The sequence below is a fragment of the Agrobacterium sp. genome, from assembly GCF_059499945.1.
Window position 1 is genome coordinate 96,321 of record NZ_JCABZP010000005.1, and the last position, 26,975, is coordinate 123,295.

At 57.0% G+C, this 26,975-nt stretch carries 25 protein-coding genes; 13 read left to right on the forward strand and 12 right to left on the reverse strand.

Annotated features, from left to right (window positions below; genetic code table 11):
- Positions 1-79 precede the first annotated feature (79 nt).
- The 10 genes from AC5I5B_RS05700 to AC5I5B_RS05745 form a co-directional block, all read right to left on the reverse strand.
- On the reverse strand, positions 80-571 hold the full coding sequence (locus AC5I5B_RS05700) for an Lrp/AsnC family transcriptional regulator (RefSeq protein WP_003508929.1): 492 nt from the start codon (positions 569-571) through the stop codon (positions 80-82).
- A 20-nt stretch (positions 572-591) separates the two neighbouring features.
- Positions 592-1,314, reverse strand: a complete 723-nt coding sequence (locus tag AC5I5B_RS05705; protein WP_003508927.1) for a haloacid dehalogenase type II — start codon at positions 1,312-1,314, stop codon at positions 592-594.
- 467 nt (positions 1,315-1,781) lie between these two features.
- Positions 1,782-2,279 carry a GAF domain-containing protein gene (locus AC5I5B_RS05710; protein ID WP_495752444.1) on the reverse strand — a complete coding sequence of 166 codons (498 nt, stop codon included), beginning with the start codon at positions 2,277-2,279 and terminating at the stop codon, positions 1,782-1,784.
- Positions 2,276-3,262, reverse strand: a complete 987-nt coding sequence (locus AC5I5B_RS05715; protein WP_495752445.1) for a CobW family GTP-binding protein — start codon at positions 3,260-3,262, stop codon at positions 2,276-2,278. Before AC5I5B_RS05715 ends, AC5I5B_RS05710 begins: the two co-directional genes overlap by 4 nt.
- Positions 3,259-4,839, reverse strand: coding sequence for an amidohydrolase family protein (locus AC5I5B_RS05720; protein ID WP_495752446.1), 1,581 nt, complete (start codon positions 4,837-4,839; stop codon positions 3,259-3,261). Before AC5I5B_RS05720 ends, AC5I5B_RS05715 begins: the two co-directional genes overlap by 4 nt.
- Positions 4,840-4,841: 2 nt before the next feature.
- Positions 4,842-5,795, reverse strand: a complete 954-nt coding sequence (locus AC5I5B_RS05725) for a branched-chain amino acid ABC transporter permease (RefSeq protein WP_495752447.1) — start codon at positions 5,793-5,795, stop codon at positions 4,842-4,844.
- Positions 5,792-6,679: a branched-chain amino acid ABC transporter permease gene (locus AC5I5B_RS05730; protein WP_495752448.1), complete on the reverse strand. Its 888-nt coding sequence runs from the start codon at positions 6,677-6,679 to the stop codon at positions 5,792-5,794. Before AC5I5B_RS05730 ends, AC5I5B_RS05725 begins: the two co-directional genes overlap by 4 nt.
- Before the next feature lie 19 nt (positions 6,680-6,698).
- The gene (locus tag AC5I5B_RS05735; RefSeq protein WP_495752449.1) at positions 6,699-7,916 is read right to left on the reverse strand and encodes an ABC transporter substrate-binding protein; all 1,218 of its coding nucleotides are present in this window, start codon (positions 7,914-7,916) and stop codon (positions 6,699-6,701) included.
- 18 nt (positions 7,917-7,934) lie between these two features.
- Entirely contained in the window at positions 7,935-8,669 is a 735-nt protein-coding gene (locus AC5I5B_RS05740) for an ABC transporter ATP-binding protein (RefSeq protein ID WP_495752450.1), read from the reverse strand.
- Positions 8,666-9,436 carry an ABC transporter ATP-binding protein gene (locus AC5I5B_RS05745; protein ID WP_495752451.1) on the reverse strand — a complete coding sequence of 257 codons (771 nt, stop codon included), beginning with the start codon at positions 9,434-9,436 and terminating at the stop codon, positions 8,666-8,668. The genes AC5I5B_RS05740 and AC5I5B_RS05745 overlap by 4 nt, the downstream gene beginning before the upstream one ends.
- Positions 9,437-9,630: 194 nt before the next feature.
- Here AC5I5B_RS05745 and AC5I5B_RS05750 point away from each other — a divergent pair, with 194 nt between their 5' ends.
- The 6 genes from AC5I5B_RS05750 to AC5I5B_RS05775 all read left to right on the forward strand — a co-directional run bounded on the left by AC5I5B_RS05750 (position 9,631) and on the right by AC5I5B_RS05775 (position 17,481).
- The gene (locus AC5I5B_RS05750) at positions 9,631-10,185 is read left to right on the forward strand and encodes a helix-turn-helix transcriptional regulator (protein WP_495752452.1); all 555 of its coding nucleotides are present in this window, start codon (positions 9,631-9,633) and stop codon (positions 10,183-10,185) included.
- Positions 10,186-10,713: 528 nt separating this feature from the next.
- Positions 10,714-12,735, forward strand: a complete 2,022-nt coding sequence (locus AC5I5B_RS05755) for a DUF3483 domain-containing protein (RefSeq protein ID WP_495752453.1) — start codon at positions 10,714-10,716, stop codon at positions 12,733-12,735.
- A 935-nt stretch (positions 12,736-13,670) separates the two neighbouring features.
- Complete coding sequence (locus AC5I5B_RS05760) at positions 13,671-14,060, forward strand: FAD-binding protein (RefSeq protein WP_495752493.1); 390 nt, start codon at positions 13,671-13,673, stop codon at positions 14,058-14,060.
- Positions 14,057-14,809 carry a hypothetical protein gene (locus AC5I5B_RS05765; RefSeq protein ID WP_495752454.1) on the forward strand — a complete coding sequence of 251 codons (753 nt, stop codon included), beginning with the start codon at positions 14,057-14,059 and terminating at the stop codon, positions 14,807-14,809. Before AC5I5B_RS05760 ends, AC5I5B_RS05765 begins: the two co-directional genes overlap by 4 nt.
- Positions 14,802-16,841: an oxidoreductase gene (locus AC5I5B_RS05770; protein WP_495752455.1), complete on the forward strand. Its 2,040-nt coding sequence runs from the start codon at positions 14,802-14,804 to the stop codon at positions 16,839-16,841. The genes AC5I5B_RS05765 and AC5I5B_RS05770 overlap by 8 nt, the downstream gene beginning before the upstream one ends.
- 154 nt (positions 16,842-16,995) lie before the next feature.
- Positions 16,996-17,481, forward strand: coding sequence for a MarR family winged helix-turn-helix transcriptional regulator (locus tag AC5I5B_RS05775; protein ID WP_495752456.1), 486 nt, complete (start codon positions 16,996-16,998; stop codon positions 17,479-17,481).
- Between the two features lie 102 nt (positions 17,482-17,583).
- On the opposite strand, the gene AC5I5B_RS05780 is transcribed toward AC5I5B_RS05775, so the two are convergent.
- Entirely contained in the window at positions 17,584-17,916 is a 333-nt protein-coding gene (locus AC5I5B_RS05780; RefSeq protein WP_495752457.1) for an FCD domain-containing protein, read from the reverse strand.
- On the reverse strand, positions 17,917-18,288 hold the full coding sequence (locus tag AC5I5B_RS05785) for a GntR family transcriptional regulator (RefSeq protein ID WP_495752458.1): 372 nt from the start codon (positions 18,286-18,288) through the stop codon (positions 17,917-17,919).
- A gap of 211 nt (positions 18,289-18,499) precedes the next feature.
- Here AC5I5B_RS05785 and AC5I5B_RS05790 point away from each other — a divergent pair, with 211 nt between their 5' ends.
- The 7 genes from AC5I5B_RS05790 (at position 18,500) to AC5I5B_RS05820 (ending at position 26,778) form a co-directional block, all read left to right on the forward strand.
- Positions 18,500-20,104, forward strand: coding sequence for an ABC transporter substrate-binding protein (locus tag AC5I5B_RS05790; protein WP_495752459.1), 1,605 nt, complete (start codon positions 18,500-18,502; stop codon positions 20,102-20,104).
- Between the two features lie 125 nt (positions 20,105-20,229).
- A complete protein-coding gene (locus tag AC5I5B_RS05795) occupies positions 20,230-21,207 on the forward strand; it encodes an ABC transporter permease (protein WP_495752460.1) in 978 nt (325 codons plus the stop codon).
- A gap of 14 nt (positions 21,208-21,221) precedes the next feature.
- Positions 21,222-22,112, forward strand: a complete 891-nt coding sequence (locus AC5I5B_RS05800; protein ID WP_495752461.1) for an ABC transporter permease — start codon at positions 21,222-21,224, stop codon at positions 22,110-22,112.
- Positions 22,113-22,117: 5 nt separating this feature from the next.
- Complete coding sequence (locus AC5I5B_RS05805) at positions 22,118-23,770, forward strand: ABC transporter ATP-binding protein (protein WP_495752462.1); 1,653 nt, start codon at positions 22,118-22,120, stop codon at positions 23,768-23,770.
- Between the two features lie 72 nt (positions 23,771-23,842).
- On the forward strand, positions 23,843-24,202 hold the full coding sequence (locus AC5I5B_RS05810) for a RidA family protein (RefSeq protein ID WP_495752463.1): 360 nt from the start codon (positions 23,843-23,845) through the stop codon (positions 24,200-24,202).
- A 123-nt stretch (positions 24,203-24,325) separates the two neighbouring features.
- Positions 24,326-24,685 (forward strand): RidA family protein, encoded by a 360-nt coding sequence (locus tag AC5I5B_RS05815; RefSeq protein ID WP_495752464.1) that lies wholly within the window; start codon positions 24,326-24,328, stop codon positions 24,683-24,685.
- A gap of 56 nt (positions 24,686-24,741) precedes the next feature.
- On the forward strand, positions 24,742-26,778 hold the full coding sequence (locus AC5I5B_RS05820; RefSeq protein WP_495752465.1) for an oxidoreductase: 2,037 nt from the start codon (positions 24,742-24,744) through the stop codon (positions 26,776-26,778).
- Positions 26,779-26,975 lie beyond the last annotated feature (197 nt).

Genomic DNA, 26,975 nt, shown 5'->3' on the forward strand with positions numbered 1-26,975 from the left:
CATAGGAGCGATAGGTCTGCTGGGTGCGCTGCACGAGCAAATGGTAGTTGTACATCGGTTCTATTCATTGGTCGTTCAATCAGCTGTCGCTGACGAGCGACCTCAGTGGAACATTGCCGCGGTCAAAGACGGTCTTGATGACGATATAGCTGAAGTACTTTTCGACACCGATATTACGGTCGAGAATCGACTCCATTAGTTCCTGATATTGTGCAACGTTCTTGATAACGAATTTGAGGAGATAGTCGTAACCTCCGCTGACGAGATGGCACTCCTGCAGTGCCTCATTTCGACGGATATCCGACTCGAATTTGATGAAGTCTTCCCGCTTGTGGTCGTTCAACGTCACTTCCGTGAACACAGTGATATGTTCAACAAGTTTCGACAGTTGGAGCCGAGCGTTGTAACTAGCGATATACCCAGCTTCCTCTAGTCGCCTTACGCGGGCAAGGCAGGGGCTTGGCGACAAGCCCACTGCATCGGCAAGGTCGACATTTGAGAGGCGACCATTTTGCTGAAGTTGCGCGAGAATATTGATATCGATCCGGTCTAGTTTTGGTAATGCCACCATTCACGCGCTCCTTCCTAACTTCAGCCCCGAAGAGCTTCCTGATGCGCCTTGGCAAGGTCAGCCATGCTGTTAAAACGGAAGTCGTATTTCGGCATGTCACCGGGATGCATCGTGGCGCCGAAACCCTCCTGATCATAGCGACGATAGATCCAGCAGGACGCAAGGCCATGGCGATTGGCGGGGCCGTGGTCGTGGAACATGCTCTCCGCCGTGTGCAGGATCTCATGCTTTTGAATGCCGAGCGTCTCGAGCTTTTTGATCATGTACTCGAAGTTTCGGTCCGACGGCTTGTAGGACCCAACATCCTCGGCGGTATAGATCGCATCGAACTCTACCTGCAGCTTCTCGTTGCTGGCGGCGAAGCTTTCGTTGTCGACGTTGGAGAGGATGACGAGCTTGTAGTGCCGCTTGAGATACTGAAGAGCGCCAGCGGAGTCGGTGAAGGCGGGCCAATTCTTGACGAACTTGCCATAAGCAACGCACTCCGGCCACGTTACCGAAAGGCCCCATTCTTCGGCCAGACGCTTGTAGACGATAGGCAGCAAGTCACGATAGTTCTTTGCAGGGGTTTGAAGCTGCTGTGAGGATTCATGGCGCGCGTGCGCTTCGAGCACCTGGTCCCTCGTCAGCGGGGTTGCCAACCGGCTGGTCAGTGGCTTGAGTCCTTCGAACATGCCTGATTCCCAGTCGATGAGCGTGCCGTAGCAGTCGAAGGTCAGGGCTTTGAAGTCGGTCAGTTTCATTGGCGTAGGTCCTTGTTGTCAAATGGGACGGCTTGCGTTGTATGGATCCCGAGGTTGGGAGCGTATTTTGGGTTCCTCCCCCTTAAGCGCTCACAATTGCTGCATTTGGGTCGGAGATGGTAAATTGCAGGGCAGGCGCTCGGCTAACATCAACTCGATGGTTCATTTTGCCTCACCTCCTCTGAACACTTCGATTTTGCCATTGACCGAGAACAGTTGCGGATAGAACCGCAAGTCGAAAAAGCATGACCTGCCGAAGAAGATGGTCAAATTGGCATATCATGCCACATTAATGAATGCGCTGGATTCTTGTTTAGCTTGGCATTTCTCTTATCAGAACAGCGGGTTCCGCGCCTAGGGCGTGAGCCGAGGCGCTGAAAGTCCGCTGGCCGAACAGGTTGAAGCAGCAGTTTATGCTGCTTCCATGCGCGCGGTAGGCCGCGAGCGCGTACCCTCGAAGAGAGGTCCTAGGGGTACGCATGATAAAAAGACTCGAGAAAAAGTGGTGCGCCAAATTGTGCCAACACGGCAAAGCACCGACCATCCTCCTCAGTGAACTGGTTCTCGCGCCCCAGTATGTTCATAGAGCCGACCGTTTTCCCCAGCCAGCGAACTGGAACGTTCAGTACGCTTTCACAGCCGATAGCCCAAAGTGCTTCATAGTCAAAAAACACGTTGCGGAGGTCCTCGCGATTTCGGCCAATATAGGCACGGCCCTCACCGATGATCCGGTCGGCCCATATGCCAATTGGCATCGGTTTGGTGCCACCTGTAGGGCTAACATCCTCCCGATTCGAATAAAGACGGGACATAGTATTTTCGCGATAGTCGAAACGAAGGACGGTGAATAAAATGTGGGAGAAATTCGTTTTTGACTGCGCCTCGAACAGCTCGAAAGCCGCGTGCTCGCTTGGTAGGCGCGAAAGATCCATACTAAAATTCTGAATGTCTTCCATAGTAGTCATTTGAAACTCAATTCCAGTTTGTTTGTTGGCCCCGACGCTTTGATGAATTCCTCGACATCTACGTCCCGCAGGATCATCATCAAGCCCAGGTCATTGTTGTCATCCACCTGGATCGAGCGGGGAGGGGCGAATATCCCGCCGACCCCGTTGATCAACAGCGCTGTCGACAAACCACTGGGCTTCACGAACCCTTTCATTCTCAGCAGGCGACTATCCAGGTGTCCGCTGATGTCTTCGATCCACACGCTGATCTCGTCCCAAGCCGCGGAGGGATGCCAACGGGCAAAACCTATTTTGATGCGGGATGGCTCGCTCGCTCGCGCGGCAAATTGCGAAACCCTCGGCGGCTCCATATGGCTGTCGCTATCGAAGGCAGTTTTTGCACGCCGCTGTCGATCCGACTCGACCAGTTGGAAGGCCAACGGATTGAAGCTTCGAGCCTGCGCCGCGACCGATGCCCAGTCATCTTCAGACAACCGGTCGAGCTTAGTTAGAACCACAGTTTGGGCCGCTGCCAGCTGCGCCGCATAGGGAGTAAGAAAATCATCACCGGCGCGTGGATGGAACGCATCGAACGTCGTGACAATGCGGAGGTTGAAACGCATCTGCCGAATTTGACGCAGCGAGCGCAGAATGGGAGCTGGCTCCGCGAGACCGCTGGTTTCCAAGATAATACGCCGAAGGGGCGCTAGTCCTCTTTCCGCCCGTGCAAGCAGCAGCGTATCTATTCCCTCCTGAACACCATTGCCGAGCGAACAGCAGATGCAACCATCGCCAATCGTTGCCATCGCAAGATCGCGGTTGTCGGCCCTGATGACCACGCCATCTACATTGATTTCGCCGGCGTCATTGATAATCACACCGGTATCGGATGGTGCACCGAGTGTAAGATAATCCGACAAAAGCGTTGTCTTGCCGGATCCGAGAGCCCCTGTGAGCAGGACGAACTCGGGAGGCGCGGGTTTCGGCAACACATGGCTCATTCAGCCACCTGCCGCGCGTCCGCTACCATCGCTTCCACGTCGTCCAAGAGTTCCGCGGCGTTGTAGATGATGCTGCCTTTGATCACTGTTTCAAGGCTGCGATCCCAATCAACGGATTTGGTCTCGTCGTTGAGCCGCATCGCCCCGGTCCCGTAGAGCAATTTGAAGTCCTTGAGAGGATTCTTGTTGTGTACCAGGATATCGGCTCGTTTGCCAATCTCCAGCGTTCCCGTATCATCGCCGATCCCAAGGAGCTGGGCACCCCATGATGTCGCAGCCCGAAGAACCTCAAGGGGACTGAAGCCTGCTTCCTGCAGAAGCTCCAGTTCGCGGATATAGCCGAAGCCATAGGTCTGGAACATGAAGCCTGAATCGCTTCCGACGCCAATTCGCCCACCCATGTTCTTGTAATCGTTGACGAAGGTCATCCAGAGACGGAAGGTCTCGCGCCATTCGATCTCATTCGTCGTCGACCAGCGATACCAGTAGGCACCATGGCCACCACGCTGTGGCTGGAAATAGGACCAAAGCGTCGGATCCGTGAAACGTTCGTGCCAGTCTGCCCGCCTGGTCCGCATCAGGTCGCGATTGGCGTCATAGACATTGAAGGTCGGCACGAAGGTATGACCCGCGTCCAGGAAGCGAGCCAGAACCGTCCGCCATTTGTCTGAGCCCGGTCTTGCCGCTTGCATGAACGTCTGCCCGGCCGCAGAAAAACGTAGATACTCGTCCCCGTAGTCATAGTCGTCCGGAAAAGCCTGTAGTGTCTGATCCTCGAGAAGCGTCTCCGGGATCCCGTAAGAGTGCTCCGTGCTGCTCAATCCCCATTGCGCGGTTTGCAAGGGGTTCATCCGCCCAACGGCAAGCTGAGCGTGGTGGCAGCAGCTGCGAAGCCCGATCTCGAGGCATTTTTCAAGAGCAGCTTTCATGATCGATGGCGGAGCGCCGAAGAACTTGATCCCGTCACCGCCAGCTTCCTTGACTGCATGGACCCAGGCTGCCGCCTGCTCGGCAGTGTGTATGCTCTTTACATAGTCGGTGGTCGCAGGAAACGGAGCATAGGCGAGGATTCGAGGGGCATCGATGCGGTGTTCCTCTGCGGCCTTCTGCTGCTCCAACGTCCAGGTTAGACCGTTGAAGCAACCTGTCTCGCGTACAGTGGTGACACCGTGCGCCAGCCAGAGTTTGTAGACGTAGTCTGCGGATGGCTGCCGGCCGTTTTTTGCATGGAACGGCGCGCCGATATGGGCATGGCAATCAACGAAACCCGGCGTCAGAAATTTGCCTGCGCAGTCGATCACCAAGAACTCTTCCGCCGGCACCGACAGATCCTGTGGCTTGGCCTTGCCGGCTTTCGCAAGCCCAGTAATGCGGCCGTTCTCGATGATCAGATCAGCGGGCCCCCAAGGCGGCGCCCCTGTCCCATCAAGGATCCGCGCATTGATCAGCTTGATGTAGCGATGTGGCCCGATGCCGCGGTTACGTTCCGTCGCCGGACGAAGAGCGGTCAGTCCCGAAGCGTCAAACATTGCGGCGAACTCGTCACCTGCAATCAGGAGCTTTTGTGCATCCGTCACGATCACATTCTCCACTTCACGGCTTTAGGAAACAAAGGTTCGGAGTTGGACCCATTCGCCACGTCGGTACCCGCGCGCTGGTTTTTGAGACCAAAGAGCCCTTGCGGTCGAACCTGCATAATGACGATCAATGCGACGGCAATCGCAAACTCGCGAAGCGAGGCGACCTGGACCGCCGTCAGGCTCGGAATGAATTCCGCCGCAAATCTGGAGGACTCAAGGATGGTCATAACCGTGAAGGAGCCAAGGATTGCGCCAATCAGACGGCTGTAGCCACCGGCCGTGACGGCAAGGAAAATGTAGATTGTGAGCTGCAGAACGAAGTTGTCGGGCGAAATATAGCTGGTGAAATGCGCGTAAAGTGCGCCAGCCAAGCCAAACAGAGCTGCGCCAATGCCAAATGCCTGGCACTTTAGGCGCAGAACGCTTTTGCCGGCGACGGCTGCGACTTTTTCATCATCGCGCACCGCGCGAAGAGCTCGACCGAACGGGCTCGACAAAAGACGCGCGAGAAGGAGCACGGTAACTATGACCACAAGCCATGAAAGGCCGAGATAGAACCATGGATAGAAGTCGCCGAGGACCTGCTTAAGGGGAGCAGGAATGCCCGAAATACCGTCACTACCCCCGGTGAGCCATCGTTCGTTAAGCTCGATCAGACGTAGGCCTTCACCGAAACCCAAGGTGACGATGGCCAGATAGTCGCCCCTGAGTGTTCGCGTCAGAAGGCAGAACGCAACGCCGATCGCGGCGGAGAGGCCCGTTGCGACAATCCACGCGACGCCCATCGGGACGCCTGCGCTGGTGAGCAGAGCCGACGCATATGCACCCATGCCGAAAAAGCCGACAAGGCCGAGGTTCACCATTCCCGCTTGCCCCCAGCTAACGACGAGACCGAGCGAGAGAATTGCGTAAATGGCCGTCAGAGTGCCTATAAACAAAAGATAGGAGATCATTTTCTCACTCCAGCTGCGCCCGCAAACAGGCCTGTCGGTTTGACCAGCAGAACGACAAGGATCGCAATGAACGCCGTCAGGGATTGATAGACAGGCGGCAAAGCCACCAGGGCGACTTCGCCAACAACGCCGATGAATAACGCGCCCAACACCGCGCCATAGAGACTGGTCAGGCCGCCAACGACGCTTGCCGCAAAGATGATAAGGATCAGGCGGGATCCCGTTGAAGGATCGACGCTGGTGTCCATCGCCAAGAGGGATCCCCCAATTCCGGCCAAACCCATGCCGAGGAAAGTCGCCAGGTTTGACAGACGGCGTGGATCGATGCCTTTGAGCCTAGCCAGATCAGTGTTGTCGGCGACGGCTCTCATCGCCTTGCCCCATCGCGTCAACGAGAAGAACGCCGCCAATGCCACGGCGATCACAAGAGCGGTGATGAGGTTACGCAGCTGCTGCGGGCCGATGCTCAGACCAATAAACCGATAGTTTCGCTCTATTGGAACATCGAAACTGTTCAGATCGCTGCCAAAGATGAACCGAAGGCCGTTTTCGATTGCAAGGTTGAGCGCGATTGAGACGACAGCAAGCATCAGCGCGGTGTGTGCGCCCGATTGCCGTCTGACCGGCGCCAGCGCCAGCTTGTCAGCGACGATACCCAGCACGCCGGGTATCGCGAAAGCGAAAATGAGCATCGGGATGGGGGACCAACCGAAGTAGGATCCTGCGAGCCACGCCGCGTAGGCGCCGACCGTCATTTGGGCCGCGACACTGAAGTTGACGAAGCCTTGCACCGAGAAGATCAGTGTCAGGCCTAGTGCGGGGAGGGCGATGAGCGCTCCCAACACTAGTCCGTTCAAGAGATATTGCGTGAGTTCAGTGAGCACGGCACCCATCCTTTCAGTATCAGGCGACCTTCAGGAGCGCCATCTTGCCCTTTTGAACCTGCTCGTAGCGGAAGAAGACGCCTTCGACGTCACCGTTTTGAGCGAAGGAGAGCGGTCCGCTCGGTCCATCATAATTGACGGCTTTCTTCTCGCCGATCAGTTTCAAGCCAAGGGCGACGTCACTTACCTTCTCACCCTTGTCATCCTGGGAAATCGCCCGGACATTGTCATGAACGACAATCCCATTGGGTTCAGAGCTTGCCGCGTGGGCCAACGACAAGGCCGTGAGGACGACGTGGTCGTAGACTTGGCACGAGTAGCTATCGAGCGCCGGACGGCCCATCTTGTCGATCAAAGTCTTGTAGGCTGACGAGTCGACAGACGCTGACGGAACGAGCGAAGCGGTGCCTTCCGAAACGTCTTGCGGTACGCCATCGGCGAGCACTTGATTCACGCCGAACGAAAAACCGATCTTGTTGCCGGTGTAGCCTGCACGATAAAGATCCTTCAATACGACGGACGTATCCGGAACATATCCGCCGAGAACGATGACGTCGGGATTGGCTCTGAGAACCTGATCCACCTCGCTCCGATAGCTTGCGCGCTTGTCCTCGTAGATGAGGCCTTGGCCCGTTCCGCCGGCATCCTTGAAGAGCTTCGAGATGATGTCGATGTAGGATTGGGCAAAGGGCGTCTGCGGGCCCATGAAGAACATGTTCTTGGCGCCGAGTTCCAACGCGTACTGGCCAACCCGGGTGCCCTGAAGGGTGACCGTGGGCGATGTCCGAAAAATGAACCCGTTGTGGGGCAGCTTTGTAATGCTGTCAGCGCCCGAAGACGTAAAGAGCGCGGTTTTGCTCTCGTAGCAGAGCGGCGCGATCGCTGACGTGACAGCCGAGGCATACGAGCCGCCGATCGAGACGACCTTGTCCACATCGATCAGCTTGCGTGCTGCGCGTACCGCGGCCTCCGGGTTGCTCTGGTCGTCCTCGATGATGACATCGATCGGCCGGCCGTTGACACCGCCCGCGGCGTTCACGTCCTTTACGGCGATCTTTGCGGCCTCGCTCATCGTTTTGCCAAACTGGCTGGTCGCACCGGTCAGGGGAATGACGATTCCGATCTTGATGGGTTCGCCTCCTTGGGCCATGAGCGACCTCGGAAAGGAGGCGGTCAGCGCAAGTGAGCCCGCGCCGGCGGCACCTGTAAGGAAAGTACGACGGTTAAACTTGGTCATTGTGTTCCCCATTTTTGGTTAGATTGCTGACACTGTTTCATGCTCTCGCCGACCCAGGAAAAGGTGGCGAACCTCACCGTCTGCAAGAAGCGAGGAGGCTGTTTCCTCACGGACTTTTCGTCCGGCCACGAGGACAAGGCCTTTGGTGCCAAACTCCAGGGCCAAAAGTGCATTCTGCTCGACCATCAGGACCGCCAAGCCGCTTTTCGCAAGACCTTGCACCAACTCGAAGATTTCGTCGGCCGCCGCGGGCGATAGGCCAGCGGTCGGCTCGTCAAGCAGCAGCACGCTCGGCCGGGTCATAAGGGCGACACCCATAGCCAATACCTGCCGTTGGCCACCGGAAAGATTGCCGGCCTTTTCCCGCAGTTTCGACTTCAGCAGCGGAAACCGAGACAATTGTTCCTCGACGCGGTCCTTGACGCCCTTACGAAGCAGATAGCCACCCATTTCAAGGTTCTCGCGAACAGTGAGGCTCTGGAAGACGTTGCGTTCCTGTGGAACGAAGCTCATGCCCTTGCTGCACGCGATCTGTGCATTTCCGAGAGGCAGCGCCTCGCCTTGAAGCATGACCTGACCGTCGGTAGGTTGGAGTAGGCCCGCAACGAGCTTAAGGAACGTCGATTTTCCGGCTCCATTAGGCCCAATGATCACCGAAAGGTCGCCCGCCGCCACGGAGAGGTCGATCCCTTTTACGATTTCCTCAGCGTTTGGGTATCCGCCACGGATGCCGCTAATGTACAAATCGGTCATTGGCGACGCACTCCCAGATAACTCTCTTGGACGTCGCGGTTGGACGCCACTTCCGCAAAGGTTCCTCGGGTCAGGAACCGCCCGCCCGCCATGACGACGACTTCGTCGCAAAGGCGTTCGATCAGCTCCATTTCGTGTTCGATCAGAACGATGGAGATGCCGCTTTTTTGAATCTCGATGAGCTGATCGGCAATTTCCTGCACAAGGGTCGGATTGACCCCGGCCATCGGCTCGTCCAACAGAATCATTTTTGGTTTGGCGAGAAGCACGCGGCCGATTTCAAGAAGCTTTTTTTGACCACCCGATAGCCGCGTCACGAGGTTATCGAGAACGTGGGACAGCTTCAGCCGTTTCGCCATTTGAAGGGCATCTTCTCTCAAAGCCTCCTCCTGTTCACGAACGCGTTTGCCGCCCAACACCCCTCGGATAAGTCCTTCGCCGGTCTGGCGCGGCCCATAAAGCATCAGATGCTCGAAGACGGTCATATTTTCGCAACCGCGGGCAAGCTGGAAGGAGCGGACCAGGCCCGACCGAGAGATCGCTTCAGGGGATCGCCGCGAGATCTCGTTGCCTGCGAAAGTCACCTGACCTTCGGAACCGGGCAAAAGACCTGAAATACAGTTGAAAAGCGTGGTCTTTCCGGCGCCATTCGGACCAATCAGGCCCGTGGTGATTCCTGAGTTGACGTGAAACGAGGCGCCGTCGAGCGCGCGTATCCCGCCGAAGCTAATCTTGAGATCGTGGATCTCCAACAGTGGCGTTTTCATGGTTTCCTAACACGATGTTCCCCGCTGGCTTCTGCCAGCTCTTCTTGTTTCGTGTCCGATCGCGCTACCGCGATATCGATCGGCCTGCACTTTTGTATGAAGAGAGTATGACACTTAAACACTTAATGCTATAGGTGTTGAATACTTAAGTGTTCGGTGATGTTCACCGGTCGATTGACCCACGGGAGGCGACTATGAAAGTTGATTACAAACAGGCGTTTGAGAACGCGCCCGTGGGTCAGGCCGTAGGCCAGAACCGAGTGATCATGGCGTGCAACCATATGTTCGCGAAAATATTTCGTGGTACCGTGCAGGAGATGCTTGGGCAGACCTTCGAGCGCCTGTATCCGACCCAGACCGATTTCGAGCAAACGGGGCGGCGCGTCGGGGCCTATTTGTCTCAGGACCGGAATTTCTCAGACGATCGTGTGATGCGCCGGCTGGATGGCGACCTTTTTTGGGTGCGGGTTCGTGGCTTTACCTATACGCCGGAAAAAGCCCACTCGCATACGCTTTGGGTCTTCACTGAGATCGCCAAAAACGAGACCCCCGGCCAATCACTGCGCACGTCGCTGACGCCTCGAGAACGGGATATCGCAGCTTTGCTCATTGAAGGGAAAACAGGCAAGGAAGTGGCAAGGGCGCTCGATATCAGTCCTCGTACTGTGGACGTTTACAGGACGCGGCTGCTTAGAAAATACGAAGTCTCGAACACCGAAGCCCTCATTCAACTGCTTTTGCAAGGTTGACAGGTATCTTGCCCGACCATGAAAACGGCGTATCGGGGAGATTGCCTGGTAGTGCAAAAAGCACTTCCCAACGCTGGTTTTTGTTGTTGTTCATAACAATCAAAGGTCGGCGCATCGTCGCCGGCGGCGGTAAAACTGTTCTTCCAGCTCGTTATACTCACTAAAACGCAGCGCTCTTGGTAAGGTTTCCAGGAAGAAGCGCAATCGCCTTCATCATGGATTCGCACGCCGCCTCCGGCTTTCCGAAAAGGCGGCGATCTCATCGGGTCGTGAATGCGCGCTCTTCGCGGCACAGATCGAGCTGAAATCTCGAAAGGTGGGGTCAGCAGAGGACGTAAGCTCGTTGCTGCTCCGCTTGCTCATTGCTTCCCCGCATATCACCATCGACATCTAGTCTTCCACAATCGTCCGCCAACCTCCATCTCGAGCGTGACGTTGTATGCCTCATATTTCACACCACTCGCGGACGAAAATATCTCCCATATGGAACAAAATAACGCCTGATGATTGCACCTCTTTGTCAGCTCAATGATGACCAAAGAGAAATTATATCAGCATAAACAGCGTTTTTATAACAACAGCAGGATCTGCTGCGGAACCCATCTTGCGCTCTGGTGGAATTCGATTAATCTCCATATTGTTCCATATAGAACAAATATAACGGGTGAGCGTATGCGAGGCATTTTGACTGTTTTTGTGCTCATTTTTGCGGCATCGCTGTGCGCCTACCGAGTCCTGAACATGGCTCGCGACTGGCGCCGCGGACGGTCCGTATCCCTCAATTTATGGGGAGGGCTTCGTGAGCTTCCGAGCCGTTATCTGCATGACGTCCACGACGTAGTCGCTGGGAAGCCGCGCAACGCCCGCATGCACGCACTCCTCGCCGGGGGCGTGCTTGGGTCGCTCATTTTTCTCGTTCTCTGTCTTATTGTGCCGAGGCAGGTGGTTCTTGCGACCCTTGCCATAGCCTGCTGTATGGCGGCCGTATTTGGGATCGTCACCAACGTGGCAAGGCGTCGCTCCGACGATGCTGGGCTTTCTACGGGCCGTTACTCGCGCTTGCACGTCCTGTTTGCCGGAGTTGTCTTTTTCGTATCTGCGTCGGTTGCGGCCCAGTTTTTGCCAAGTCACGTCGGGATGGGCCTGAGCGTTCTGGCGGGATTGGCTGGCACGCTCTCGCTCGGATCGCTTGCATGGATGGCGGGGGACGGCCCGATGCGACATGCGTTCGCTGGCACCGCAAACCTCGTGATGCATCCTCGACCCGAGCGGTTTGGCGGCCGATCCACCGCACTGCGGACGATCGATCTGGACAGCGCGGATCTTGGCACGCAGCGCATCGAAGAGTTCAGCGTCCCACAGCTTGCAAGCTTCGATGCCTGCGTTCAATGCGGCCGTTGCGAGCAGGTCTGTCCGGCATATGCGGCAGGGCAGCCGCTCAATCCGAAGCGCTTCATCAATGACCTTGCTGCAACAATGCATGGTGGTCGGCTCCACTACGCGGGTGCTCCGCATCCGGGGCAGAGTGAGCCATTCGTGCCTGGCGCCTCGCTTCTGATCTCTCGCGATGGCACTGTGGGCATTGATCCGGAGACGATCTGGTCCTGCACAACATGCCGGGCATGTGTGGACTCCTGTCCCATGATGATCGAGCACGTCGATGCGATGATCGATATCCGCCGCTCGCTCGTGATGAACGATGGCACCGTTCCGGTCAACGCTCAGGCGACGCTCGAATCCTTGAGAGAAACCGATACACAGCGTGGCGTTGAGACGTCATTCCGTTTCGACTGGGCAGCGGACCTCCGGCTTCCCGAAGCAAAGCCGGGTGAGCGCGCCGAACATATTCTCTGGGTCGGCGAGAGCGCCTTCGATCTGATGGCTCAGAGGACTCTGCGATCGCTTGTGCGTCTGATGCGCGAGGGAGGGCTGGATCCCCACGTGCTCGGTGCGGCCGAGTTGGATTGCGGTGACGTGGCTCGACGTATGGGTGATGAAGAAACCTTCCAGTCGCTGGCGACCAGAAACATCGCGACACTGTCCCAACTCGACTTCGGGACGATCATTACCGCTGATCCTCATGCGATGCAGGTTCTCAAGAATGAATACCGCGAACTCGGCGGCAATTTCAGTGTGCTTCACCACACCGAACTCCTCGCTCAGCTGCTTGATGAGCAGCGTATCGTCCCGAAGGTGAAGCTTGAATGCTCCGTGACCTACCACGACCCTTGCTATCTCGGTCGCTACAACGATGTCTTCTCTGCACCCCGGCAGATCCTTTCGGCAATCGGTGCCGATCTGAAGGAAATGGACCGATCCGGTCGACGCTCGCACTGTTGCGGGGGCGGGGGGGCCGCCCCCTTGCTCGACATCCCGGGTGAGCGCCGCATTCCGGATATGCGTATGCGCCAAATCGAAGATACTGGGGCCGAATGTGTCGCGGTAGCATGTCCTGGCTGTGCGGTGATGCTTGAAGGCGTCGCCGACAAAAAGGCGAATGTCCGTGATGTTGCGGAGATGCTCCTTGATTGCGTGGAGGGTCGTTCGTGATCAAGCGCATCGATCCACGCAGCTCCAGAGGCACGACGGGTACGACTGGAATTCCACGCACCTGCCGCGTAGAGCCTGAACAGCCTGTCGAATCTGAAAAGTCAGCGCTAGTCACAAGGGTGAACCCGCACGAAAATGCCCTTTTCGATCGCCGTGGCCCGGCCGTCTCTCAGCCTGTGAAGCGAACGGCCGTGCCACGGCCTAGTCTGCACGAAAGCGCACGCTTGCGCAGCCGAGGTGCGATGGCCCCGGTCTCCGAGCCTGAAAGGACGGCAACAGTCTCGCGACCAAACCCGCATGATAACGCGCGTTCGCGCAGTCGAGGTCCGGCAGCTCCCGCCTTGGAGGTATCCCGCGTCGCCTTATCGGTCGCTGATCCAGCGGCACCAGCACCCACTCATGCCGTTCACAGGCCCGCTCCTGATGCGCCCCTCGTACTCGTCATTGTGCCGTCGGATGATCTTTGGACAGCGGCAACGGCGGATCTTCTCGGGACGACGCGCGAGATTTTCACGAACCATGCAATCTGTCTTGTGACCACGAAGGTGGACGGAAATCCGTCAGAGACGGGAGCAGATTTCGTTCTCCAGCTTCCGCGCATTTCAGATGACACAATCCTGCAGCTGATTGCCGCCAAGCGTCCGGCCCATGTTGTTTTCGGTGATCTTGGCTTTTCGTCCGACATCGCTCGGCGCGTTGCCGCTCGGTCCGGGAGAGACTGGGCGTTCAACATCGTTGCCCAGAAACCCGGCCAGGTCACCTATCTTCAAGATGGCGGACGCCTGGAAACCACTCAGCCCGCTCCCTATCTCGTCTGCCTCCCAAGGAAGACCTGTGCGGCCTACGAGGGTGAACTGCTTTTTGCAGCAGAACCCCTCGAGGCCGAACTGCCCGGCGAACCGGAGCCTCTGTTCAAAGACCTTGGTCTCGTGCGGATGGCCGCGACTGACCTCCCGCTTGCTGAAGCAGAACTCATTCTGTCGGCTGGGGCAGGGGTCGGTGACTGGCCAGCCTTCTTCGCTGTAGCCGACAAGCTCGGCGCCGCGGTTGGAGGTTCGCGTGTTGTCTGCGATGCGGGCAGTCTGCCTAGAGCTCGCCAAGTGGGAGCATCGGGTCAGTTGGTCGAGGCCAAATGTTACATCGCAATGGGCATCTCGGGCGCGCCCCAGCATCTGCAGGGCATCCGCGGCTGTCAACGTGTAGTCGCAGTCAACACGGACATACATGCCCCAATCATGGCACGTGCAGACGTAGCGATCGTCGCGAATGCGGACGAAGTAATCCCCGCGATTGTCCAGTTTCTCGCAGAGGAGGGCATCCAATGAAAATCTGCGTATGCCTGTCCGCGGGCCGTCACCCAGCTTCCGGTCGTGGCCGGATGGCTCCCTCCGACCGTGCTGCCCTCGAGCTTGCCCTGCGGAGTGGTGCGGAAGTCCAGGCCGTTCACGTCGGGAGCAGCAGAGATCCCGTTCTGATCGACTACCTGGGAATGGGCCTCTCCAAGATTCTCGTTCTGGATGGCGAAAATCGCGATGCGGTCGCGGTTCTGAGTGACGCTCTGAAGAGGCTTGCACCGGACCTCGTGCTCACTGGCACCGTCGCCGAGAGTGGTGGGTGCTCAGGTCTCGTGCCTTACATGCTCAGCGCAAGCCTCGGCTGGCCTGTCATTGCAAACGTCACCGCGTTCGATGCTGCTTCCGAAGCGCTTCGCGTGACGCAGGCTGTAGCGGGCGGGCATCGCCGCCAGTATGAAGGCCGGTGTCCGGCGGTGCTATCCGTCGCAGCGGGTGCTGCTTCGCCGCGAATGTCCGCCCTGGCTGCCCGCCGCCGCGGCAGTATCGAGGTTTTGGCGACTGCCGTGTCCCCGATTGAGCTTCCCGCTATCGATACCCGACCAGCGCGAAAACGGGGGGCAAGAATTCGACCGGGAAAATCTTCTCCAAAATCAACTGGCGTGCCAATCGTCGACCTCGATGCAAAGGCTGCGGCGCAACTGATCATCGAAGATCTGCGAGCTCACGGATTCATGGGTGCGCCCCAGACCGACAAAACCGAAAGCAAATTGCATGTCTGATTATTCTGCGCTCTTCAAACCTGTCCAGATCAACAAGGTTACGATCCGTAACCGTATCTTCGGGACGTCCCATGCCCCTGCTTACGCCGAGGATGGCGCTCCCAAGGAGAGGTACCAATTGTACCATGTCGAGAAGGCGCGCGGCGGGATTGGACTTGCAATGTTCGGAGGCTCCTCGTCGGTGGCTGAAGACAGTCCGCTTACGTTCAGTCAGATCAGTGTCGCCAATGACAGTGTCATTCCCTATCTGCGGCAGTTTTCGGACCGTGTCCACGCCGAGGGTGCGGCAATCATGGTACAGATTTCTCATATGGGCATGCGGGGCCATTGGGATCTCGACCCCTTCCTTCCCCTTATCAGCCCCTCACATAACCGCGAGCCCATGCATCGCTCGTGGGGCAAGGAAATGGAGGACTTCGATTTTGACCGCGTTCTTCGGGATTACGAAAATGCTGCCAAGCGGGTGAAGGATGGTGGTCTTGATGGTTTGGAGGTTGCCGGAATCGCGCACCATCTCTTTGACAGCTTCATGTCGCCTCTGCTGAACAGACGTAAAGACAAATATGGCGGCTCCCGAGAAGGTCGGCTCCGCTTTCCGCTCGAGATTCTTCAGGCCATCCGCGAGCAAGTGGGTCCGGATTTCGCCCTTGGTGTGCGCATAACTGGCGACGACCTTGTGAAGGGAGGACTGGATGAGCGCGAGTCACTCGAGGTCTGCGTTGCTCTCGCCGAATCCGGACTTCTCGATTTCCTGAACATCTCGCAAGGAAGCGGCGACTATGGAAGCTACCTCCTCGATATGATCCCGGACATGGACTATGAGAGCGCGCCATTCCTGTATCTAGCCGCTGCTATCAAGGCGCAGGTGGATATCCCCGTTCTTCATGCTGGCGGTATCCGCGATCTCGCTACAGCAGCGAGGGCCGTGGAGAACGGGCATATCGATCTCGTGGGAATGACTCGCGCTCAGATCGCCGATCCTCACATGATTGCAAAACTCCTCAGCGGCCGCGAGGATGATATTCGCCAGTGCATCGGTGCAAATTACTGTCTCGACCGGGTGAGCGCGGGTAAGCCCATGGCCTGTGTTCAGAACGCCTCGACGGGCCGCGAAGCAAGTCTTCCGCATATCGTTCCGAAGGCTGCAACCCCTCGCAAGGTCGTAGTGGTTGGCGGTGGTCCTGCTGGACTTGAGACAGCGCGCAGTGCACGCGAAGCAGGCCACAACGTCGTCCTATTCGAAAAGGACGGCGAGCTTGGCGGTGCGCTTAAGCTATCCTCAAAAGTCGGTTGGCGCGCCAATATGGACGGGATCGTACGTTGGCTCGACGGCCAGGTACGGAAGCTTGGAGCCGATGTTCGGGTGGGGACTGCGGCAACGCGCGAATTGATTGAAGCCGAGAATCCGGATGTGGTTATCATTGCGACAGGAGGGACGCCGGCTCCATTCCGTATTCCTGGCGCCGAACTCGTGACCGACGCGTGGAAAATTCTCTCCGGTGAGGTCCAGCCAGGTGAAAACATCCTCGTGTACGACGAAGTCGGCATGCATCAGGGCCTGACGGTGGCGGATTTCTGCTCTACTCGCGGCAGTCTAGTCGAGTTGGTTACGCCTGATCAGGTTATTGGTGAAGATGTCGGCAATTCAGCTAGAAAGAGCTTCCTGAAGCGCCTTTATGCCCGCAACGTCGTGATGACACAGAGCCATCACCTTGTCCGTGTCTATACCGAAGGCAACAGCCTCATTGCAGTGCTTCGCGAACACTATTCGAACTCGGAGTTCGAACGTGAGGTAACCCAGGTCATCAGCGAACTGGGAACCGTACCAGTCGAGGATCTTTATTTCGAACTGAAGCCTCGCTCGACGAACCATGGCGAACTCGACATGGCCGCCTTCCTCCGGAGTGAACTTCAGACCATCAACCGGAACCCGGACGGGACGTTCAAGCTCTTCAGAATTGGCGACGCTGTTCTTTCCCGCAACGTCCATGCCGCGATTTTCGATGGAACACGAATTGCTCGCGGCATTTGAGGCTAAGCGATGAGGGAAGGAACAGCGAAATGAAAGTGAAAGTCGCGACCCCGCTTAGCATAGTAACATAACCACGAAGGTCGGCCCGATGTTTTGCCGAACTCAGAATCAGATAAGCCAGCCTAAAGGATTGGCCGGACGGGATTTAAGATTGATGAGTGATCACACAGACTGGTTAGATAAAGTGTTGGATTTCCACGAGAAAACGCCCATGCGAGACAGCGTTTTGCTTGGTCTTTTTGCCAACACTCTTTACACGCCGTGCTTGAAGATAATCGAGAAGGAGTTCGACGTTCAGCGGGATGAATTCAACGTCTTGTCGACACTAGCAGCTAGAGGCCCGTCGCTGGCAACCGAACTCTGTGCCCTGAACAGTCGACCGAGGAACTCCATTTCGCGCGCCGTGAATCGCCTGACGCGCCGAGGCGCAGTCCACGGAAAAGCGGTTGAGAACGACCGTCGCAAGGAGTTGTTGGTTCTGACCGAGATTGGCCAGCGCCTTTATGATCAGACCATACCTGTATTCTTGGAGCGCGAGCGTGAGCTGATGTCGCCGCTATCCTATGAAGAACGACGCACACTCGAATCCATCATGAAGAAAATGCTCATGGATGGCCCGGACTGGCGGCGCAATATTTGACTACGCAGAGGACCAGAGCCAACCCAACCGAGGAAAAGTCAATTGGTACAGAGACGCATGTACGACCGCGATGGGTCGGTTCACACCAGAAGGTACATCGGCTCATGCAGCCGAGCTTCTGGTTCGCGTGCGCTTCGTTGTGCCGATGATATCCCACAATCCGGCATCCAGATGTTGCTTGATAGCGTTGGCTGCCGATTTGGGGTCTCCGGTCTGAAGTACAGCGAGGAGGGCGCGATGCTCAAGCGCGAGGTCGAATGTCCCGGCGTAGCGCGGCCGGAGCTGTACGAACGCCAGGCTCAATTCAGTCGCGATGCCTTCGAACATTCGGACCATGCGATCGCTTCCCGCGGCGGAAATGATGGCGCGATGGAACGCGAGATCCGCCTCGATAACTTCGGACCACGGAGAGCCGCCCGCTTGGAGTTCCTCCATTCATCGCAAGCATTGCTGCGCCTCGTTCAAAGGAAGACGCATTTCTGCAAGCCTTTCGAAACTCGGTACTTCAAGGCAGGCGCGAAGCCAAAAAAGATCCTCGATGTCCTTCTGGCTGAGCTCTGGGACGAACACTCCTCGATTGAGCTCTCGAATGAGCAGTCCTGCATTGGAAAGGAGAATGCAGGCTGACCGGACAGTGTGCCTGGCCACGCCATAGGTTTCCGCGACCTGCACCTCGCGGATGGAATCGCCGGATTTGAACTCTCCGTTCAGGATACGCTGAGGAAGAGCGGCAGCAAGTGCATCTGTAGCTGACACGGTGTTGAGAGCAACGTGTCGGGCGCGGGAAAGGCTTTTCGAATGGGGCACGAGCGTCTTGTCCTCCGGGACCGACGACAGTCAAAAGGAAGGAGAAATACCAAAAAAATCGTTGCACAATCCAAAAATCGCCATACAGTAAAAATCAAGGGTACGCACTTCGAAACAAAGAAATGCTCAATAATAAAAAGGTATAATTGGCAATAAATCTAATTATTTGTTGCCGACTGCGAAGATTAACTTCTGAATGTGGGAGATACCTATGGCCTCTTATACTGACATTAATATTGATAAAGCTATCATCGACGCCGCCAACGGCAAGCTATCTCGCCGAATGTTCATGGAGCGAGCGATCGCGCTGGGTGTCGGGGCGTCAATGGCGGGCACTATGTGGTCCAGCCGGGTGATGGCCGCTACACCTCAGAACGGCGGATTTTTCCGAGCGGGCGTTTCTGATGCCAACACAACCGACAGTCTTGATCCGGGCGCGGCAGCTGGTACTTTTTCTATCCACCTCAACCGCATTTGTCGCACCTATCTTACCGAGGTCACCGATACTAACGGGCTTGGGCCGGACTCGGCAGAAAGCTGGGAGGCATCGCCTGACGCCAAGGAATGGCGCTTCAAGCTCTACTCGGGTCAAACCTTCCACAATGGAAAAGAGTTGACGGCAGAGGATGTCGTTGCCTCTCTCAATTTCCACCGTGGCGAAAGCACGCAGTCTGGCGCGAAGGGGCTACTCCTGGACGTCGAAGATGTTCACGCTGACGGAAAGCTCACGGTAGTCGTAAAGATGAAGATCGGCACGGCTGATCTGCCTTACCTGCTGGCGGACTATCACCTCGCTATCATGCCTGCGGGAGCCGACGGGAAAGCCGACTGGGCATCGGGAATCGGTGCGGGACCTTACAAGCTCGAGTCGTTCCAACCAGGCGTCCAGGCAACATTCTCGAAATTCCCGAACTACCATCGCAAATCGTACTTCGATCAGATCAAGATATTTGGCGTCAACGACGCCGGGGCACGCGTCAACGGCGTGATGACAGGGGAGTTCGATGCCATCAGCGACGTCGATCTCAAAACTGTCTCGCTGCTCGGGCGGCGGAAGGGGATCGAGATCGACGAGGTGCCGAGCGGGCAGGTGATCAGCCTCGACATGCGGTGCACCGACAAGCCTTTCGACAATGTCGATGTGCGGCGCGCGCTCAAGTATGCGTTCGATCGCGACGCGGTTCGCCAGAAGATTACGCTCGGGCATTCCACGATCGGCAATGACCAGCCGATCGGTCCAGTGGTGCCATATTACGCGAACCTAGAGCAAACCACGTACGATCCGGACAAGGCACGTTTCCACCTGAAGAAAGCGGGCGCCGAAGGTCTCAAGATTTCTGTTTCCACCAGCGATCTGGTCTACAATGGCTGTGTGGACATGTGCGTGCTCTATGCGGAAAGCGCAGCAAAGTGCGGCATCGGTATCAACGTGGTCCGCGAGCCCTCCGACAACTATTGGTCCAACGTTTGGCTGAAGAAGTCGTTTGCAGCAGGTAGCTACGGGGCGAGAGCCACGCCGGACATGATGTTCTCGACCTTTTTCCGAGACGGAGCGCCCTGGAACATCACGGCTTGGTCAGACGAAAAATTCCAGAAAACTCTCGTCGAGGCCAAAGGTGAGCTCGATGAGGCGAAGCGCAAGGAAATGTACGCCGACATGCAATCGCAGGTTCGCGATGAAGGCGGTCAGCTGGTCGCGTTCTTCCCGAACCTCGTGATGGCGCGACAGGCCAAGGTGAAACATGGTCCTAACCTCGGCTCAGACTGGCAGATGGAGGGCGGTCGCGCCTACTCACGCTGGTGGTTTGAGGGCTGACATTGATCGAAATGCGCCATTCTGGACGAGGCCGCATCTGCGGGCTCGTTAAGGCTGGCCTGTGTCGAACGACCAAGCCCCGTCGCGCGCCCGGCGCGCGGCGTCCCTCAGAAAGGAGCGTACTCGTGAGCTTGTTAGCCGAAACTATCCTATACCGACTGGTGCTTGGCATCGTCACATTGTTTGCCGTGTCGGTCATCGTCTTTTCTTCGGTGACGATGCTGCCTGGCGGGTTTGCTGAAGCAATCCTTGGCCAATCCGCGACGCCCGAGGCTGTGGAGGCCTTCAATCATCGGCTCGGTCTGGATCGTCCCCCGGTCGAAAGGTATTTCACTTGGGCTTCAGGCGCCATCAAGGGCGATTTCGGAAACTCGTATGCGAGCGAGGGCGGACTTGGCGGCCATGGCAGAACGGTATCGTCGCTCATTCTACCGAGGCTCGGCAACACTCTTTTTCTCGCGGCCTACGCTGCCTTGATCGCGGTGCCCCTGGCACTAATCCTAGGCACTCTGGCGGCTCTCTACCGCAACTCATTTTTCGACCGGATCATCAATGTCGTATCTCTGACAACGATTTCGGTGCCTGAGTTCTTTGTTGCGTATATTCTGATGCTCATCCTCTCGGTGCGGAACAACATCTTCCCGTCGCTCGCCAGCATCGATACCAGCATGTCGTTCGGGGAGCTCGCCTTTCGCTGTTTTCTGCCAGCGCTGACGATCGTGCTCGTCACGGTCGCGCACATGATGCGGATGACACGGTCCTCCATCATCAATCTTCTGTCGACGCCCTACATCGAGATGGCGCGCCTCAAAGGGCTGTCCCCGTCAAAGGTTATCCTGCGTCATGCGCTGCCGAACGCCTGGGCGCCGATTGCCACGATCGTCGCGGTCAATCTCGCATACCTCATCGCCGGAGTCGTGGTGGTTGAGGTGGTCTTCGTCTATCCCGGTGTGGGGCAGTTGATGGTCAACTCGGTCTTCGCGCGTGACATTCCTGTCGTCCAGGCCTGCGCTCTCATCTTCGCCGTGGCGTACATCGTCTTCAACCTCCTCGCAGACGTGGTCGGAATTGTAACCAATCCGCGCCTGCTGCATCACCGTTGATGGAGGGAATGATCATGGAAAACATTTCCGCCGTTGGTTCTGACACACACCCAGTAGACGGAACTTCGCCTGGCTTCCTGAAACGGTGCCGCCGAATGGGGCGAAGGCTCACAGTCACGGCTTGGATCGGCTTTGCGATCATTGCGGCCTATTTAGCCATGGCGCTGTTTGCGCACTGGATTGCGCCTTATGGCGAGTCCGAGATTGTTGGTGAACAGTTTGCGCCGTGGAGTGCGGCCAATCTTCTGGGGACAGACCAGCTCGGGAGAGACATGTTTTCCCGCCTGATCTATGGCGCGCGAAACACTGTTAGCATCGCGTTTGTGACGACGGCCCTAGCGTTTACCCTTGGGGGTGCACTGGGTATTGCCGCTGCCATTGTTGGAGGAGTAACTGATCAGATCTTGTCGCGGGCCATCGATATCCTGATGGCCATCCCTCAACTGATCTTCGCTCTGGTGCTGCTCGTTATCTTTGGCAACAGCGTTCCGAACCTCATCCTAATCATCGCTGCGTTGGATAGCTCTCGCGTTTTCCGCCTCTCCCGCGCAGTTGCACTCAACGTCGTCGTTCAGGATTACATTGAGATCGCGCGACTGCAGGGCGAAAAACTCTCATGGATCGCCTTCCGGGAGGTTCTCCCGAATGTCTTCGCACCGCTCCTGACCGAATTTGGAATGCGGTTTTGCTTCGTTTTCCTCACACTTGCGGCACTGTCGTTCCTCGGCCTCGGCATTCAGCCACCGACGGCAGACTGGGGATCTATGGTCCGTGAGACCGCAACACTGATTAACTATGGGGATATCACCCCACTGCTGCCAGCCGCTGCTATTGCGCTGCTGACGATCGGCATCAACCTGGTGGTCGACTGGGCTCTGCTCAGCACCGATAGAACGAGGGATTGATTGGAATGTTGAACACCTCGTCTCAAGGCGCAGCAGACAGAGCATCAGCCGCGCGCGTTCGTGGCCAGGATCTCCTGCGAATTCAAGGGCTAAAAATCCAGGCGATGCGGGACGACGACTGGTCGGACATCGTGCATGGCATAGACCTGACTGTGAAACGCGGTGAAGTTGTTGGGCTGATCGGCGAGTCCGGCGCTGGCAAGTCCAGTATCGGACTGGCTGCTATGGGCTATGCCCGAGCGGGCTGTCGAATATCGTCAGGCACGGTCGAGCTTATAGGTAAAGATCTGACGAAGGTATCGAGCCGGGAGAGGCGAAACTTCCTAGGAAAGAACATCGCATATGTGGCGCAGTCAGCCGCGGCAGCGTTCAATCCTGCACATCGATTGCTCAGGCAGATTGTCGAGCCGCAGGTCTGGCATGGGGTGGCGAGGAGAGACGGTGCTGTTTCCAATGCCATCAGTTTGTTTAGGCGTCTGCATCTCCCCGAGCCCGAGACGATTGGAAGCAGATATCCGCATGAAGTATCCGGAGGCCAGCTTCAGCGGGTCATGACGGCGATGGCGATGTCCTGCGGTCCAGATCTGATCGTCTTTGACGAGCCGACCACCGCGTTGGATGTAACAACTCAAATTGAAGTACTGGTAGCGATCAAGGATGCAGTCCGCAGGACCAACACGGCCGCGCTCTACATTTCCCATGACCTTGCAGTCGTTGCTCAGCTTGCGGACCGCATTGTTGTTCTGAAGCATGGACGGATTGTAGAGGAGGGGCCGACCCATCAGATAATGAATGTTCCTCGCGAGGCTTACACGCGGTCACTCTGGGCCGTCCGTGCCTTGCAGTCGGAAAGCCGCACATCGGCTGAGACCTTGCTTTCTATTAAGAATATCAGCGCCTCGTACGGTCCGGTGAAGGTCTTGGATAATGTGTCGATCGAGCTGTCTCGTGGCCGAACGGTTGCCATCGTGGGGGAATCTGGGTCCGGCAAGTCGACTCTCGCGAGAGTGGTTTCGGGACTGCTGCCGCCCGACAGCGGCGCAATCAGGTTCGATAGTCAGCCACTGGCACGGAGCTACAAGAAGCGTTCCGTGGACATGCTGCGACGAATCCAAATGGTCTACCAGACGCCCGATACGGCGCTGAATCCAAAACGGACGGTGCGCGACATTCTTTCCAGGCCGCTACACAAGCATTTGGGTATGCGGGGGGACGCTCTGGAAAAGCGGGCTCGGGAACTGATGAATCTGATCGAGCTCGACGAGAGTATCCTCGACAGAAAGTCGTCACTCCTTTCGGGCGGGCAGAAGCAGCGAATCTGCATAGCGCGGGCCATCGCGCTCAATCCCGATGTCATCATCTGCGACGAGGTGACATCTTCGCTCGACCAGTTGGTTGCCGAAGGGATACTGAAGCTTTTAAGGCGCCTGCAGGAGGAGTTTGGGATTTCCTATCTCTTCATCACCCACGACATTTCGACCGTCCGAGCGATCGCCGACGACATGGTCGTAATGCACCGTGGCAAGGTGGTTCAGTCAGGACGCAAGGAAGATGTGCTCGCTGGGCCTCACCATCCGTACACCGCGAAGCTATTGTCGTCCGTTCCCGAAATGGATCCGACCTGGCTGGACCGTATGCGTCCGCCCGAGACAGCGTGACGGCGGGCATTCTATTTTTTCACGTCGGCAAGATGCCAACCACCACCGACCAGTTTCATAGAAGGAGGAACTATGTGCGCGAACAGACTTGAGACAAACGAGCGGCTCAGCCAAGCCGTAGATGCCAATGGCTTCATCCACCTTTCTGGCCAGCCAGCCGACAAGACCGCCGGAAAGGACGTGGAGGCGCAGACAAACGAGATCCTTCAGAGGATCGACCAGCTTCTCGGTCAAATGGGGTCCAGCAAATCTTCGATTGTTCAGGCAACCGTGCTGCTCAAGGACATGGATGACTGGGATGCGATGAACCGGGCTTGGGTCGCCTGGATGCCGAAAGGCAAAGCTCCTGCTCGCTACTGCGTGGAGTCGCGTTTTACGACATCTGAGGCACACAAGGTTGAAATCGCAGCCGTAGCGGTTCGCGAAGACTAATCAACACATCGAGAGCGGTCGACATTTTCCTCTGCCCAGCGTTCTGGGCGGAACGGGAGAGCTTCGCCGAAATCCTGTGCCGACGGGTCCAGCTAAAGAATTCAAGCGAAAAGGATAGATTAGATGTCAGTAGAGCGTATTGAGACCAATGAGCGCCTTAGCCAGGCAGTAAAGGCAAACGGCTTTGTTTTTCTGTCTGGCCAGCCTGCGGACCACACCGCAGGGAAGGACGTCGGCGCGCAGACCACGGAAATCCTCGCGCGTATCGATCGCCTCCTTGCTGAGGCCGGGTCTAGCAAGTCCTCCATCGTGCAGGCAACGGTCCTTCTACAGAATATGGACGACTGGGATGCGATGAACCAGGCGTGGGTAGCTTGGATGCCCAAAGGCAATGCCCCAACCCGCTACTGCATGGAGTCGCGTTTCACGACCTCAAAGGATCACACTGTAGAAATCGCAGCCGTCGCTGCGATCGAGAAGTAATTCCAGGCGCAATCGAGAACGCCGCGGTTTGCGGCACACACATCAGGATATCATCGATGGGCAATTACGACGCCTTGCTGAAGCCGCTCAGGTTGCGGCACATAACGCTTCGCAATCGCGTGGCTTCGACAGGTCACGCTGCAGCGCTTTCGGAGCAGGGGATGCCAACAGAGCGCTATCAGTTCTACCATGCCGAAAAGGCAAAGGGAGGCATCGGGCTGACGATCTTCGGCGGTTCATCCTCCGTTGCTCCGGACTCGCCACTTCCCTTCAATCAGGCCGATGTGAGCACAGATCGGGCGCTTCCGCACCTTACAGCGCTCGCCAGCGGCGTTCATCAACACGGCGCCGCGATCTTCTGCCAGATAACGCACATGGGACGACGTGCCCATTGGGACAGCCACAACTGGCTGCCCCTGATTGGGCCTTCTGCCAATCGCGAGGGCGAGCACCGGTCCTTCGCCAAGGAGATGGAAGACTGGGACTTCAAGCGCGTATTCAAAGCGTATGCTGATGCCGCCGATCGCTGCAAACGCGCTGGTCTCGATGGCATCGAAGTCATGGCGACGGCTCACCATTTGGTCGATGGCTTCTTGTCTCCTTTAACCAACATGCGCACCGACAAATATGGCGGCAGTTTCGAAAATCGTTGCCGTTTTGGCATGGAAGTGATGGCAGCAATCCGGGAGCGGGTTGGTGACGACTTTGTGCTCGGCATGCGCCTCCCAGGCGATGAACTGACGCCTGGCGGTCTGACCAGCGAAGATTGTGTTCGCGTTGCCACCGCATATGCGGGCAGCGGTCTCATCGACTACATCAGTGTCTGTCAGTCCACTGGCGACAGCTACGTGGCATTGGCGAAGCTGCTGCCGGATATGTCCCACCCGCCGGCGCCCTATCTTTATCTGGCCAGCGCCATCAAGGCTGAAGTCGATATCCCGATCCTGCATGCTTCGGCGATCCGCGACATGACGACGGCGAACCGGGCCGTGGCTGACGGGCACATCGATATCGTCGCCATGACGCGCGCTCACATTGCCGATCCCCACCTCGTCAAGAAGATTATGGAAGACCGCGCCGACGATATCCGGCAGTGCGTCGGCGCAAATTACTGCGGCGATTTCGCAGGCAATGGCGGGGTCAAGTGCGTGCAGAACGCGTCCACGGGCAATGAGACCTGGATGCCACATTTGGTTCCCAAGGCTGACAAGCAGCGAAAGGCCGTTGTCGTTGGGGGCGGTCCTGGAGGAATGGAAGCGGCGCGTGTTCTTGCCGAACGCGGGCACAAAGTTGTCCTCTTCGAAGGAAGCGACAAGCTCGGAGGTCAGATCAATCTCGCAAAGAACGTGAATTGGCGGGAAGGCCTCGGCGGCATCATCCGCTGGTTGGAGCGACAGCTCGATCAGAAGGGTGTAGACGTGCGCCTCTCGACGATGGCCAATGCGAACGCCGTCATGGCTGAAAGCCCGGATGTCGTAGTGGTTGCCACCGGGGGGACACCCTTGCCACCTTCGATCGAAGGAGCAGACTTGACCACATCATCATGGGACATTCTTGGCGGCGTGGCCGAGACGGGCAGCAATGTCCTGATTTACGACGAGGTGGGTTTGCACACAGGTGTCGGCGTTGCAGAATATATGGCTCAGCGCGGCGCCACCGTGGAAGTGATCACACCGGATCGCTTCCTTGCTGAAGAGACGGGGGCGCTGACGCAAGTTGCGTATATGCGCAAGCTTTACGACAACGACGTTATTCCAACACCCAACGTGCGTTTGACCAAAGCCTACAAGGAAGGCAATTCACTCATCGCGGTCCTGCAGAACGAGTTCAATGGGCGTCTTGAGGAGCGAGCGGTGGACCAAATCGTCTATGATCTGGGTACAGTCCCGCGGGAGGATCTGTATTTTGAACTTCGACCACATTCATCCAACCTCGGCGAAGTCGACTATCAGGCATTGATCGACGGACGAAAGCAGACCGTTATTGCAAACGACAACGGGACCTTCCAGCTGTTTCGGATTGGCGACGCCGTAACGAACCGTAGCATCTACGGGGCCATCTTCGAGGCAAAACGGTTCTGCAAGGATTTTTGAGGATCGATAGGCTCAGAATTCCGTCTTCCGATCGGCGTCAACTCCTTAGGCGCCGATCGGACTGTTTGGCAGATGGATATACCAGGCAGTAAGCAGACCAGAGGAGCACCTCACACCCGGCACAGAAGTGCTAGTGCAGCTCCTCTTGCCGGGATAGCTTCCAACAATCCAGTGGTAACCATCATTGGATCCTTCTA

Bases quoted from the DNA above. Each gene is read 5' to 3' on its own strand.
- AC5I5B_RS05700 (WP_003508929.1), bottom strand. From the start codon at position 571: ATGGTGGCATTACCAAAACTAGACCGGATCGATATCAATATTCTCGCG.
- AC5I5B_RS05705 (WP_003508927.1), bottom strand. From the start codon at position 1,314: ATGAAACTGACCGACTTCAAAGCCCTGACCTTCGACTGCTACGGCACG.
- AC5I5B_RS05710 (WP_495752444.1), bottom strand. From the start codon at position 2,279: ATGACTACTATGGAAGACATTCAGAATTTTAGTATGGATCTTTCGCGC.
- AC5I5B_RS05715 (WP_495752445.1), bottom strand. From the start codon at position 3,262: ATGAGCCATGTGTTGCCGAAACCCGCGCCTCCCGAGTTCGTCCTGCTC.
- AC5I5B_RS05725 (WP_495752447.1), bottom strand. From the start codon at position 5,795: ATGATCTCCTATCTTTTGTTTATAGGCACTCTGACGGCCATTTACGCA.
- AC5I5B_RS05735 (WP_495752449.1), bottom strand. From the start codon at position 7,916: ATGACCAAGTTTAACCGTCGTACTTTCCTTACAGGTGCCGCCGGCGCG.
- AC5I5B_RS05740 (WP_495752450.1), bottom strand. From the start codon at position 8,669: ATGACCGATTTGTACATTAGCGGCATCCGTGGCGGATACCCAAACGCT.
- AC5I5B_RS05745 (WP_495752451.1), bottom strand. From the start codon at position 9,436: ATGAAAACGCCACTGTTGGAGATCCACGATCTCAAGATTAGCTTCGGC.
- AC5I5B_RS05750 (WP_495752452.1), top strand. From the start codon at position 9,631: ATGAAAGTTGATTACAAACAGGCGTTTGAGAACGCGCCCGTGGGTCAG.
- AC5I5B_RS05755 (WP_495752453.1), top strand. From the start codon at position 10,714: ATGATGACCAAAGAGAAATTATATCAGCATAAACAGCGTTTTTATAAC.
- AC5I5B_RS05760 (WP_495752493.1), top strand. From the start codon at position 13,671: ATGGCCGCGACTGACCTCCCGCTTGCTGAAGCAGAACTCATTCTGTCG.
- AC5I5B_RS05765 (WP_495752454.1), top strand. From the start codon at position 14,057: ATGAAAATCTGCGTATGCCTGTCCGCGGGCCGTCACCCAGCTTCCGGT.
- AC5I5B_RS05770 (WP_495752455.1), top strand. From the start codon at position 14,802: ATGTCTGATTATTCTGCGCTCTTCAAACCTGTCCAGATCAACAAGGTT.
- AC5I5B_RS05775 (WP_495752456.1), top strand. From the start codon at position 16,996: ATGAGTGATCACACAGACTGGTTAGATAAAGTGTTGGATTTCCACGAG.
- AC5I5B_RS05780 (WP_495752457.1), bottom strand. From the start codon at position 17,916: ATGGAGGAACTCCAAGCGGGCGGCTCTCCGTGGTCCGAAGTTATCGAG.
- AC5I5B_RS05790 (WP_495752459.1), top strand. From the start codon at position 18,500: ATGGCCTCTTATACTGACATTAATATTGATAAAGCTATCATCGACGCC.
- AC5I5B_RS05800 (WP_495752461.1), top strand. From the start codon at position 21,222: ATGGAAAACATTTCCGCCGTTGGTTCTGACACACACCCAGTAGACGGA.
- AC5I5B_RS05805 (WP_495752462.1), top strand. From the start codon at position 22,118: ATGTTGAACACCTCGTCTCAAGGCGCAGCAGACAGAGCATCAGCCGCG.
- AC5I5B_RS05810 (WP_495752463.1), top strand. From the start codon at position 23,843: ATGTGCGCGAACAGACTTGAGACAAACGAGCGGCTCAGCCAAGCCGTA.
- AC5I5B_RS05815 (WP_495752464.1), top strand. From the start codon at position 24,326: ATGTCAGTAGAGCGTATTGAGACCAATGAGCGCCTTAGCCAGGCAGTA.
- AC5I5B_RS05820 (WP_495752465.1), top strand. From the start codon at position 24,742: ATGGGCAATTACGACGCCTTGCTGAAGCCGCTCAGGTTGCGGCACATA.